Origin of the sequence: Devosia insulae DS-56, from assembly GCF_000970465.2 — a bacterium.
GTDB classification, from domain to species: Bacteria; Pseudomonadota; Alphaproteobacteria; order Rhizobiales; family Devosiaceae; genus Devosia_A; species Devosia_A insulae.
The window spans coordinates 1-12398 of record NZ_LAJE02000110.1 but is presented as its reverse complement, the minus strand read 5'-3'; the positions used below and the strand labels follow the sequence as shown (position 1 = coordinate 12398).

At 63.4% G+C, this 12398-nt stretch carries 10 protein-coding genes and 1 pseudogene; 8 read left to right on the top strand and 3 right to left on the bottom strand.

Annotated features, from left to right (window positions below; translation table 11 throughout):
• Positions 1-400 (top strand): tetratricopeptide repeat protein (locus VW23_RS07185; RefSeq protein ID WP_141728252.1); only part of this gene is annotated, 400 nt, incomplete at its 5' end.
• Positions 401-538: 138 nt separating this feature from the next.
• A complete protein-coding gene (locus tag VW23_RS07180) occupies positions 539-1165 on the top strand; it encodes a recombinase family protein (RefSeq protein ID WP_069908898.1) in 627 nt (208 codons plus the stop codon).
• A gap of 534 nt (positions 1166-1699) precedes the next feature.
• Here the strand turns inward: VW23_RS07180 and VW23_RS07170 are convergent.
• Positions 1700-2041, bottom strand: a complete 342-nt coding sequence (locus tag VW23_RS07170) for a hypothetical protein (protein WP_069908896.1) — start codon at positions 2039-2041, stop codon at positions 1700-1702.
• A gap of 1426 nt (positions 2042-3467) precedes the next feature.
• Here VW23_RS07170 and VW23_RS07160 point away from each other — a divergent pair.
• From VW23_RS07160 to VW23_RS07140, 5 genes and pseudogenes are all read left to right on the top strand, one after another.
• A complete protein-coding gene (locus VW23_RS07160; protein WP_069908894.1) occupies positions 3468-4118 on the top strand; it encodes a hypothetical protein in 651 nt (216 codons plus the stop codon).
• 65 nt (positions 4119-4183) lie between these two features.
• On the top strand, positions 4184-7108 hold the full coding sequence (locus VW23_RS07155; RefSeq protein WP_244513433.1) for a class I SAM-dependent DNA methyltransferase: 2925 nt from the start codon (positions 4184-4186) through the stop codon (positions 7106-7108).
• Positions 7109-7589: 481 nt separating this feature from the next.
• Positions 7590-8477: pseudogene (locus VW23_RS07150) on the top strand (YifB family Mg chelatase-like AAA ATPase); the annotation flags it as partial.
• A 285-nt stretch (positions 8478-8762) separates the two neighbouring features.
• Positions 8763-9584, top strand: coding sequence for an SDR family NAD(P)-dependent oxidoreductase (locus tag VW23_RS07145; RefSeq protein WP_069908893.1), 822 nt, complete (start codon positions 8763-8765; stop codon positions 9582-9584).
• A gap of 7 nt (positions 9585-9591) precedes the next feature.
• Positions 9592-10164 (top strand): TetR/AcrR family transcriptional regulator, encoded by a 573-nt coding sequence (locus VW23_RS07140; RefSeq protein ID WP_069908892.1) that lies wholly within the window; start codon positions 9592-9594, stop codon positions 10162-10164.
• A 40-nt stretch (positions 10165-10204) separates the two neighbouring features.
• Here VW23_RS07140 and VW23_RS07135 read toward each other — a convergent pair whose 3' ends face one another.
• Positions 10205-11074, bottom strand: a complete 870-nt coding sequence (locus VW23_RS07135) for a sigma-70 family RNA polymerase sigma factor (protein ID WP_069908891.1) — start codon at positions 11072-11074, stop codon at positions 10205-10207.
• Complete coding sequence (locus tag VW23_RS07130) at positions 11071-11370, bottom strand: hypothetical protein (protein WP_069908890.1); 300 nt, start codon at positions 11368-11370, stop codon at positions 11071-11073. Before VW23_RS07130 ends, VW23_RS07135 begins: the two co-directional genes overlap by 4 nt.
• Positions 11371-11514: 144 nt before the next feature.
• On the opposite strand from VW23_RS07130, the gene VW23_RS07125 reads away from it, so the two are divergent.
• On the top strand, positions 11515-12398 hold an 884-nt coding region (locus tag VW23_RS07125), incomplete at its 3' end, for an MFS transporter (protein WP_176730349.1).

The window sequence follows — 12398 nt, the reverse complement described above, 5'->3', positions numbered from 1 at the left end:
GTCAAGCACTACCGCGACCACTGACCGCGAGGCGCTGGTCTACGTCCGTCAAATTGCAGAGGCGGGGAACGCGAGGGCTGCGTTCGTCTTGGCCGAGTGCCTGTCGGAGGGCATCGGCTGTCCGCAGGACTTTGCCGAGGCGTTGAAGTGGTACGCGGCGGGCGCAGAGCTGGGCGATACCAGCAGCATGGCGGCCCTCGGCAGGATGTACTCGACCGGTAACGGTGTCCTCCAAGATTTCGTTCGGGCTCACACCTGGCTCAACCTAGCTGCAGCACGTGGGGATCGGCCCTCATCGGTCGCGCGTGACCGGTTGGCCAGATCAATGACGCCAGACGATGTCGCGCTAGCCCAAATGGTCGCCCGTCGATGGGACGAAGACCACCGACCGACCGCCTGAGTTAATGCAGTCGGCACGGTTTCGGACGGGTATACCTCTAACGAACCACCCTTGACACTGGTTCGATAAGACTGCTTGACAACCCAAAGCGAACCGACAATAACGACACCACTCAAATCGAACCGGAGTGGTATCGGAATGTTTGTCAGGGCGTATCTCAGGGCGTCGACCAAGGAGCAGGACGCGAACCGCGCGAGGGCAGACCTCGAGGCCTTCGCGGCAGAGCGTGGGCTGCAGATCGCCGCGACCTACCTCGAGAACGAGAGCGGGGCTTCGCTGCAGCGCCCAGAACTGTTCCGGCTCCTGTCCGACAGCCGTGCCGGGGACGTGCTGTTAATCGAACAGGTCGACCGGCTGAGCCGCCTCAATGCTGCGGACTGGGACAAGCTCAAGACCGAGATCAGGTCGCGACAGGTCAAGGTCGTGGCGCTGGACCTACCCACCTCATGGTCCATGCTGTCCTCGACGACTGACGAGTTCACCCAGCGCATGTTCGATGCCATCAACGGGATGATGCTCGACATGATCGCGGCCATCGCCCGCAAGGACTATGACGACCGACGCCGGAGGCAGGCGCAGGGCATCGTGAAGGCGAAGGCTGATGGCCGCTATCGGGGACGACCCGAGGATGCTGAGCGCAACGCTGCCATCGTCGCGATGCTCAAGTCCGGGCAGACTTGGAACACCATCGTCAAGGCGACGGGCTGTTCACGGTCGACGCTGGCGCGACTGGCGAAACGCACGCAGACCTCAGTCGAAGCCTAGGCTCTCTGGGTCCACGTCGCACCTTTTGTATAAGGGACCCGGGATAGGAGCGCCGTCCGATCCCTTCCCGATCACCATTATGTTGGTCTCGCCGTCGGGGACGGACGAGATCAGCTGAAAGGTCCAAGTAGAATATCCGCAGTCGACAGAGACGATGGACCCCTCATGCCCGACGATTGGGCATCGGTCGGGAGGTCCCGCACCAACAAAGTATAGCACGACTGCATCCTCAACCAGGACGATGCCCTCGACGCCGCTGGAAAAGACATACGGACATGGTGCAGAGGCTTGGACCGGAGTGATCGGCAGGGTCAAGATGATGGCAGCGGCTGCGGGGCGTAGGTTACTCGCGGCTACCCTCAACCTTCCTCTCCAATCGTTCGGCACGGCCCGTCCTCTCGCTCACCGCAGAAGCCACGAGCCGCGCGGGGTCCTGTCCATAGGTCAGTGGGTCCCTGCATCTATATCAGGCGGCGCCTCGATGAACCTATGCCCAATCAGCCAGCCCCGCAGTGATGTCCCATGGGGTTCGGTTTACGTACTGCACTCGTCCACTTGCACCATGTCGCCGTCGCTAAACACCTCCATCTTGGCCTCGGGCCAAAGGTGAAGGATTTCGGTCACGGTAGGGTCCGGCGTCCGCAACACTAGAGCGCCGATTTCTTTGGTTTGGATGCGGCCGATGATCGGCAAACTGGTGTGGGTGCTGTCGGGGTCGATTACCACTTCGGCCGCGTGATCGAGGAGTACGGCGACATATCGGCCCCCGGGGTTTTCACAAATGAGGGTGTAGTGGCCGAACGTCTCTCTGTCCGCCGCATATCCCGGTGACATCACGACAGCCAGAACGGCGGTAGCTAAGAGCCAACGGCGCAATGCGGTTCTCCAATCAGGGTGTCCTTAACACAGCCGAGCGTTGTTGGGTAAAGCGGAGTCATTCCGTCCGTTGCATTCCGCACATCCACCATCCAAGAGGCCGCTGGCGGCCGCAACAGATGACCAAGGAGAGTCCTCCAGCCGCGTCGGCCTGTCAGTCTTCTTCCGGGACATGATTGTATCCCGCGCGGCGTTGAAGAAACGATCGGCCAGCAGGAAGATGCCGACGGGATAGGCACCGCTCGCCTCGGGGATCCCTCAAACAGGGGGAGCATACCGCGCCGACGGGATGCCCGCCACGGCCCCGCAGATGACTCCAGACGGCCACCAGGGCATCGGTTGGTATCACCTTCGCCAAAGCCGTTGCTGAGTCCCTGAGAGGCTCTGAACCGCCCTTTCGCCGTCAAGCGTCCCACCGCAGTTTTTTGACCCAGACCCCCGTTGCCCGCCTTGCCCAACGCGTGGCACTGTTCCGCATCTGTTCACGGTGACCAACATGCCCGGCCCCACGACCCACGAACTACTCTCGTCCTACCACCGCAGCCTTCTCGCCAAGGTCCAACTGCAGGAGTTCCAATCATGGGGCGGCGGGATGACGGACCGGTTCCGGCAGACCATTGTGGAGCATCAGGAACTCGAGAACCGGTACGTGGCGTCCATGATCGAGAGCCGTGCGACAAGCCCAGAAAACAAGGGCTGAGAGGAGGCCCCGATTTTTTATGCCTTCTCGGTAGACGCCCATCCGCCCCCGTTCAGATACACATTACGTCAACGTAAGGCTGACGAAATGTTGACCTCACGACGGCCGGTGACTTACCGATGACCTCCCGTCCACGGGGATCACGAGTACGGGGGTATCATCCCCCGTCCCAGTCAGAACATCAGGGTGGACCGCGGCGCTGGGCCGACAGTTGACCTGATGACCGCGGCGTCGGCCCCTTTCTATTGCACCTCTTGATCTACCACCCTCTGCCGGCTGCCGAGCCTCACTCGATTTTTCGCATCCTCTTGATCTCAGTGCGACGCATCGCCACCGATGCAGCCTGATCGGGCTGCGCTGTTTTTGGACCCTGTTGCTAACCGGAAAAGCTGACCGCTCGTTCCGGGAGGACGTGTTGCGTCGCTAACACGTCGTTGTCGATGAGTTTCGACCTCCTGGAGACCTCCGGCTTCCGAGCGGTTCCCGAGGGTATCGACATTGGAAGAGGGGGATATGGTCCCCCCATTCTCCGACGAACATCAGGGCAAACCACTTCGACCCACGCTGACCTGATGTCGCCTGGGCGGGTGTCGTAGGCAGCGATTTTCTATGCCTTGCTGCCCTGACCCATAGTCCCGTTCAGGACGCACTAACCCGACAACCACCATGACGACAACGACAGGTCCTCGACACGCTCGGGGACCTTCTTCATTTCGAGGAGAGCGAATGGAATACTTCAACGAGGTGCTGGACCGTTCCACCGGCGAGCTGCTGACGGTCTCGATAGGCGACTGGGTCCCCGTGACCGAGTTCGGTCAGCTCTACGGGTTGGGTCAAAGGAAGATACGAACCGTTCTTCGGCAGCTCGATGTGTTGCAAGTCGAGGGTGCGGCGAACCACCAGCGCCACCGGCTGCAGCGCTGGGTCGTAGAGCGGGGATGGGGGAAGCGGATCGAACCAAAGCGGAAGGGTGCCAAGCCGTTCGACGTGCTGGGTCCCGGCATCCGATCATGGATTGCTGAGCGATGGGAGGACGCGGTTGACGCAATCGAAAAGGAGCGTACTTGGGACGGGCGAAGGGCCGCCGCCGCGCTGAACGCCTACATGGTCAGCACCCAGCGTGACCTCACGGTACCGCAGCGCATCTCTTGGTTGGCATACCGCTTCCCCGATCTCACCCAGGAGGACGTTGCAGCTATCGTCGACGTTACCCGGCAGTTGGTCTCGAAGTACCACCGCATCCGCAATGCTCGTATTCGGGCGCTGGTTGTCTTGAAGACCGCTGACCCTGACGACCTGATGGCAGAACATCAGCTCAACCACCCTGTGCCACGGTTGGCGGATGAACCCGAGGACGAACTACCCGACGAAAACTGATCGGGTACATTACCCAAGACCGCAACCTGCTTGAAACATGACCGGCGTGGCCCCCCAAGCGACTGGTGTCTTTGGTCACGCTTGGCTATGACTACTGCCCACCGCTTGGGGGCAAGGTACTGACACCGCACGAGTTCATCGCCAAATGGGCAAACTCCCCGATCAAGGAGCGGGCGGGTGCGCAAGCCCATTTCCTTGACCTCTGCCGGTTACTTGGTGAGCCTGAGCCAGCTGACGTCGACCATACGGGCCTCGACTACGGGTTCGAGGTCGGTGCCACGAAGACCACCGGGGGCAATGGCTTCGCGGATGTGTTCAAGCGCGGGTTCTTCGCGTGGGAGTACAAGGGGACCAGGGCAAACCTCGACGATGCGTTTGCCCAGCTGCAACGTTACGCGGTCGCACTGGATAACCCGCCGCTGCTGATCGTGTCCGACATCGGCACCACGATCCGCATCTACACCAACTGGACCAACTCGGTGTCCAAGCGGTACGAGATCGCCATCCTCGACCTTGAGGACCCGGTGAAGAGGGGCTGGCTCAAGTCCGCCCTGTCTGCACCCGAAGCCCTGCGACCCGCAAAGACGCGACAGGAGTTGACCGAGGAGGTGGCGAGCGAGTTCGCCGTGTTGGCGCATTCGTTGCGGAGGCGTGGCCACAAGCCTGAGGAGGTCGCCCACTTCATCAACCGGCTCGTTTTCTGCATGTTCGCCGAGGACGTGAAGCTCCTCCCCGACGGGATGTTCACCCGCATGTTGGGTCACGCGCTCGACAACCCCGCCGAGTTCGAGACCTTCGCGCGGGAGCTGTTTGGCGCGATGACCAAGGGCGGACGGGTCGGGTTTGAGCGGGTAAAGTGGTTCAACGGTGGGCTGTTTGACGGGGACCTCGTGTTCCCTCTCACCCGTGACGAGATCAAAATCGTCCACAAGGCAGCGGGCGCATACTGGGGCGACGTCGACCCGTCCATCCTCGGCACCCTGTTCGAGCGTGGCCTAGACCCCGACAAGCGCAGCCAGCTCGGGGCGCACTACACCGACCGAGAAAAAATCATGATGATCATCGACCCGGTGATCGTTGAGCCCCTGGCCGCCGAATGGGACGAGGCCAAGGCGGAGATCGCCGCGCTGATGGGGAAGGCCGCCGCCATCAAGGGCGGTGCGGGAACCCGTGCCGAGAACCAAGCGCAAGCTGCGCTGGACCGCTACCTCTTGCGTCTCGCCAACTACCGGGTGCTGGACCCTGCCTGCGGTTCGGGGAACTTCCTCTATCTCGCGTTGAAGGCGCTCAAGGACCTTGAGCATCGGGCACAGGTTGAGGCGGAGGCGTTGGGTCTGCCTCGGCGGTTCCCCCAGATCGGACCGGAAGTGGTCCACGGCATCGAGCTCAACCACTACGCGGCAGAACTGGCGCGGGTCTCGGTCTGGATTGGCGAAATCCAGTGGATGCTCAGGAACGGCTTTTCCGCCACCGAGGACCCGGTGCTGAAGCCTCTCGACAATATCGAGTGCCGGGACGCCCTCACCTCGTGGGAACCCGCTGGCGACGTCTATCAGGGGCACTGGGTGGAGGCCGAATGGCCCGCGGCTGATGCTATCATCGGGAACCCTCCGTTCCTCGGTGGCAAACTGCTACGGTCCCAGATGGGGGATGCTGCGGTGGAGCGCCTATTCACCATCTACGCGGGTCGGGTTCCGGCAGAGGCGGACCTAGTGGTCTACTGGCTGGAGAAAGGCCTACAGGCGCTTGTGGTCGGCAAATCTCATCGCGTTGGCTTCGTCACGACTAACTCAGTCCGCGCGGGTGCCAACCGCCGCGTCATGGACAAGATCGCGGACGGTCCCGGCATCGTCGCTGCGTGGTCGGACGAACCGTGGACCGTCGAGGGCGCGGCAGTGCGTGTGTCGCTAGTCGTCTACGGCAAGCCGGTCGGAGGACAGGCGCTGCAACTCGACGGACATGCCGCCACGCAAATCAATGCGGACCTCACATCCTCGGCTGTAGACCTGACCAGAGCAAAGAGACTTGCGGAGAATGGGGGGGTTGCTTGGCAGGGCCCCGTAAAGATCGGCTCGTTTGAGGTTGACGGGCAGACAGCTCGCCGGTGGCTCAAAATGCCCCTCAACCCGAACGGACGGGCCAACGCAGACGTTCTCCGCCCGTGGATGAACGGCAGCGACATCGTGAGGCGTCCTCGCGATCTCTGGATTGTTGACTTCCACGAAAGAACTGAGGGGGACGCCGCCCCGTACGAAGGACCATTTGAACACGTCCGCCTGACGGTGAAACCGACCCGCGATACTAACCGCCGTGACCGGCGCAGGTCGCATTGGTGGCTCCACGGTGAAACGGTCCCGTCCCTCAAGTCACTGCTCGACAAGGTCCCCCGCTACATCGCCACACCACGGGTTTCGAGGTATCGGGTGTTCGTCTGGCTGCCTTCGTCCGTATTGCCAGATAGCCGCCTTGTAGCGATCACGCGGGATGATGACACCTCGTTTGGGCTGCTCCACTCCCGACATCATGAGCTTTGGTCGCTTCGTCTGGGCGGGTGGCATGGTGTAGGGAACGACCCGCAGTACACCCCGTCGTTTGGCTTCGAGACGTTTCCGTTCCCTCAGGGGCTAACGCCAGCGGTACTGGCGTCGGACTACTCCACTGACCCCCGTGCGGTTGCCGTCGCCGAGGCAGCAAAGCGCCTGAACGAGTTGAGGGAGAACTGGCTCAACCCTGCCGACCTCGTGCGGCGGGAGCCAGAGGTCGTGCCCGGCTACCCCGACAGACTTATCCCCAGCAACGAGGCGGCTGCGGAGGTCCTTCGGACCCGCACACTGACCAACCTCTACAACCAGCGCCCCGCGTGGCTGGACCATGCCCACAAGGCACTGGACGCCGCCGTTGCGGCTGCCTACGGGTGGCCAGCCGACTTGACCGATGACGAGGTGCTGACCCGGCTGTTCGCGTTGAACCAAGCCCGCGCCAAAGCCTAGGTCAACGCCCAACACCATTCCCTGTCCCGCTCTAGCAAGTCGGGGTCAGCGCTGTGCCCGTGTAGGAGCGAGGTGGCGCTGCACCCCGACCGACCTCCGCCCACCAGCCGTGCGGCGGTGCGAGGCGGGAGATGGTCCCCATCCTCAAGGACGACCTCACGCTTCCTACTGCGTCACCCTCGCCATTCGGGAGGAGGTGATGTCTGCCCCTATCCGCCTCCCCAGGTAGGACGGGTAGCAGCCTTGGTTCGTCGTGAACGACGCCGTGGCTCCGCTGGCCGGTGCCGTGCGCTGACGGACGGCCGTTCGTCCTCGCTCTCGTCCAGTTCGATCTACCAGCCGGAAGGTCTCCGCGAGCCTGTAGATGGCCGCGAGGACGGCTTGGGAGATGTGGTTGAAATCGATGGCAGGACGTCTGCCCGAGCCTCTGTTTTTTGGTCGTTGCCGCAGAGGCCAGGGCAGAGTGAGGTCTTTTGTAGATAACCTGTTGATGATCGGGCCGCCCGGCGCCGGCAAATCCATGCTGGCGGCGCGGTTACCCTCGATCCTGCCGCCGCTCAACCCGCGCGAACTGCTCGATGTGTCGATGATCCAGTCGATCGCCGGGGAGTTGGCAGGCGGGGCGCTCAGTGACCGCCGGCCGTTCCGCGCGCCACACCATTCGGCCTCGATGGCGGCTCTGGTCGGCGGCGGCCTCAAGGTCCGGCCGGGGGAAGCCAGCCTCGCGCATAACGGCGTGCTGTTCCTCGACGAATTGCCGGAGTTCTCGCCCTCGGTGCTCGACAGCCTGCGTCAGCCGCTCGAAGCGGGCGAGACGGTGATCGCCCGCGCCAATGCGCATGTCAGCTTTCCCGCCCGCTTCCAGCTGATTGCGGCGATGAACCCCTGTAAATGCGGGCTCGCCGGCACACCCGGCCATGTCTGCAAGCGCGGCGACCAATGTGCGCTCGACTACCAGGGCCGGGTCTCGGGTCCATTCCTAGACCGCATCGATTTGCGCATCGACGTGCCCGCCGTCTCGGCGGCCGACATGATCGGCCCGTCGACGGGCGAGCCCTCCGCTGCCGTCGCTGCCCGGGTCGAGACGGCGCGCGAGCGGCAGCGCCAGCGCTATATCGAAGCCGGCCACCCCGATGTCTTCACCAATGCCGCCGCCGGGCCGTCGCTGATCGAGAAACTGGTCAACCCCGACAAGGACAGCCAGACCCTGCTGCTGCAGGCCTCGGAGCGCTTCAACCTCTCGGCCCGCGCCTATCACCGGGTGCTGAAAGTGGCGCGCACCCTCGCCGACCTGGCGGGAGCAGAAAAGGTCGCCCGCCCGCATCTGGCCGAGGCGTTGAGCTATCGGCTGAACCTGGCCCTGGGGTAGGTAGAGCGCATCATGGTAAACTTGGTGCCGTCGGATCTGCCGAAGACGGCGGCATGCAAGCGACGTGGCGATCGCGCGAGGGCTGCTTCCCTGGCGAGGGTCCGCTTTTGGCCCAAAGCGACCATACACACACTGGTCGGGCGCCCCAGGTGGTAAACAGGCTACCTCGGCTACGGCATATCCCGGACCAATAGCTGTCACGTCTAGAATGACACCAACGCGGGTAGCCGCTTGACGGCAGCGCTAGTGTAAGTTAGTTGACTAACTGACACGTGGAGAGTGACCTTGCAGAGCAAATCAGACGCGAAATACGCCAAGGTGGACCTCGGCCGCTTTGGCCCCTGGGCAGTGGTCACCGGAGCCTCGTCGGGGATTGGGTATGAGGCGGCGCGCCAGCTCGCAGCCAATGGGTTCAATCTTGTGCTGGTCGCCAGACGAGAAGCTCTGTTGGACCAGGCGGCAAAGGCTTTCAAACAGCGGCACGGCATTTCAGTTCGCGTGATCGTCGCCGATCTTGCGACCGAGGATGGGCAACGTGGCGTCGTCGAGGGCACGGAGGACCTCGACGTAGGCTTGCTCGTCGCCAACGCCGGAATCGGTCAGCCGGGCAATTTCCTTGCTTTCGAGGAGGCGGATTTGCGGCGCGTAGCCCAGCTCAACGGTGTCTCTTACATGTATCTGGCGCACGCTTTCGGTCGGCGGTTGGCGGCGCGGGGCAAGGGCGGGATGCTGTTGGGTTCGGCATTTGGGGCCGACAGTGGTGTCCCGTACAACAGCAAGGAGGCGGCGTCGAAGGCCATGGTTTCGACGCTCGGCCGGTGCCTGCACCATGAGTTCAAGCCACTTGGCGTCCATGTGTCCGTGCTTGTTGTTACACCGACCGAGACGCCGCTCATCGACAAGATGGGCCTGAGGCTTGCGAACATGCCGATGAAGCCAATGCCGGTCGAGAGATGTGTGACAGCGGGCCTCAAGGGCGTCCAGGCGAACAAACTGATGGTGGTGCCAGGGCTTCTTTACAGCCTCATGGTGCCGCTCATGCCGCACGGGATTGCCCGGCAGATGAGCGCCTATATGATGCGCCAAAGCACCGAGTTCGTGAGCTGAGGGCATTTTGGCGGCGCGGAGGAATGTAGCGGGCAGCAAGCGCGAGCGGCTGACACAGGCGGCGGTGGACCTTGCCCATCGGCAGGGCTTCCGAAAGACGACACTCGCCGAAATTGCCTCGGAGTCGGGGGTGCCGCTCGGGAATGTCTACTACTACTTCAAGACGCGAGACGACGTCGGCGAGGCCATCCTTTCATGTCGCGAAGACCAGGCGGCGCAGCAGCAGCTGCAGTTCGACCAATTGCCGGAGCCGCGGGCGCGACTTGCCGCCTTCATCGACTCGACGGTCGCCAATGCGGCGATGGTTTCGCAGTACGGTTGCCCGATGGGATCGCTCAGCGCTGAAATGATGAAGGAAGGCGGTCACCTCGCAGAGCTGTCACGATCTCTCTTTGCGACCCCGTTGGCCTGGATGGAAGCGCAGTTTCGCGCGATGGGGTGCAAGGACGACGCAGGCGATCTGGCACTGCAACTTCTTGCCTCTCTCCAGGGTGCCATGCTGCTGACGCACAGTTTTCACGAGCCGTCGATACTGCAGCGCGAGGGCGCCCGGCTCATAGGATGGCTCGAGGCGATCTGACGCCGATCAGCGTCGTGTCTTCAAAGCAAACAGACGACGGTCACGCGGCAAGCTGCGTGACCGCCACCGACTCGAACACGTAGGGCGCGTAGCGGAAGTCGAGGATCTTGGTGATCTTGGCATCGCGCCAATCGAACGCGATGAAATAGCTGAGCACGTCGTCGCGATAGACCAGCGCCACCGGCTGGCCCTCGATGATGCCGGGCGCCAACCTGACATCGAAGATCTCGGCGTAACGGGTGTAATATTCCCCCACCTCGCGGCCGAAGCGGCGCTCGCCACGCACATGCAGGCGGACATCGTCTGCAAGCAGCGCCCGCAGCGCGTCGAAGTCGCGGGCATTGAAGCGGTCGACATAGTTGGCGAGCTGCTGTCGTTCGGCGTCGGGGAGCTCGGCCAGCGGCGCCGATGATGGCTCGGCGGCAAACTGCTTCAGCCGCTCGCGGCCACGATGCAGCGATGCCTTCACCGCCGGAATGGTGGTTTCGAGGATCTCGGCGACCTCCTCCAGCGAATAGCCGATGACGTCCACCAAGATCACCGAGGCGCGCTGCGATGGCGGTAGGCGCATGAACTGCCGCAGGCTCTCGGCGGCGTGCAGCCCACGTTCGGTGTCCATATAGGGGTCGACGAAATCGGCTTCGTCATCGACGGGCACCACTGGCTCGCGGTTGCGGCGCCGCAGGAAATCGAGCGCCGTGTTGCGGGCGATGCGGAACACCCAGGCTTCGAGATTGTGGACCTCAGACTGGCGCGGGAAGGCCTCGAGCGCCTTGAGCGCCGCCTCCTGCGCCACGTCTTCGCCGTCGATGGCCGAGCCCAGCATGCGGGCACAGAACCGGTGCAGCCGCGGCCGGATGCCGAACAGCAACCGTTCCAGCTCCTCCGACGGGCAAACGTACTCTGTCATGCCCGCACCAGGGTCCCGTAGCTGCCGACCACTCTCGCATCCCGTCTGTTGCTCGGCGCCTGCTGCCGTTCGCCCACCGTAGCCGAAAACGCCTGGAAGGCCGGCATGGCCTGCAGGTGTTCGATCGCCGCCGGTGTGGCATGGACGATGTGGAAGAACTCGCCCTCGCCGGCCTCGACCACCATATAAGAAAAGTCCTCCGGTCTCGCAGCGTGGAGCGCCGCGAAAACCGCCTCGATCTTCTCCCGGTTCGCTGCCGCCTGGCCGGGCCTGGTGGTGTAGCTGATCAGTTTCATTTGAAGCCTCGCATATGGTCGATGCGGAGATGACGTTTGAGACGCGCCAAAGGATTCGCCGCGACGCGCGAATCCTTTCTGCTGGCCCGAGCGTCCTTGGTTCGGACGCAGCGAATGGCTCGCTGCCAAGTAGCCGAGGCAAAGATGGACACCTCCAAGACTGGCGCGCGGGGCTGGGCCCTGGCGCTCACCGCGTTCGCCTCCTTCACCGTCGCACTCGACAGCCTGGTGACGGCTGCGGCGCTGACCAGCATCCAGCGCAGCTTCGAGGCCAGCCTCGCCGAACTGCAATGGACCACCAATGCCTACAACCTCGCCTTCGCCCTCTTGCTCCCAGTGGGCGCGGCGCTCGGTGATCGGCTGGGCCGCAAGCGCATTTTCGTCGCGGGCCTCGTGGTTTTCGCGCTCAGTTCGGTGGCCTGCGCCATGTCGCAGAGCGTCATCACGCTGATCGTCGCCCGGGCATTGCAGGGCGCCGGCGCGGCTTTGGTGATGCCGATGGCGCTGGCCATCCTCAGTGTCGCCTACCCTGCCGACATCCGGGGCAAGGCGCTGGGCATCTTCGGCAGTATCACCGGGCTGGCGCCGCTCAGCGGCCCCGCCATCGGCGGCGCGATTTCCGAGGCCATCCACTGGACCTGGATCTTCTGGATCAACATCCCGATCGTGCTGCTGCTGGTGCCGCTGGCGCTCGCCCGGCTCGAAGAGAGCCATGGGGTGCGCAGCAAGCTCGATATCGTCGGCATCGTGCTGATCGGCGACTTCTCCTTTGCTGCCCCCTGGTCGCTGATCCGGGGCCACGAGATCGCCTGGGTCTGCGCGCAGATGCCGGCGAGCATCCGCCTCGCCCTTGCGCTGCTGCTCGGCTTCGTGTTCTGGGTGCGCCGAGCCGCCGATGCGATCGTGCCGCCGCGGCTCTTCGCCGCCAAGGGGTTCGGCGCCGGGTTGATCACCGCCTTCTGCCTCTATGGGGCGCTTTACGCCACGCTGTTCTCCCTCACCCCGTTCCTTCTCGCCGCGACACGTGT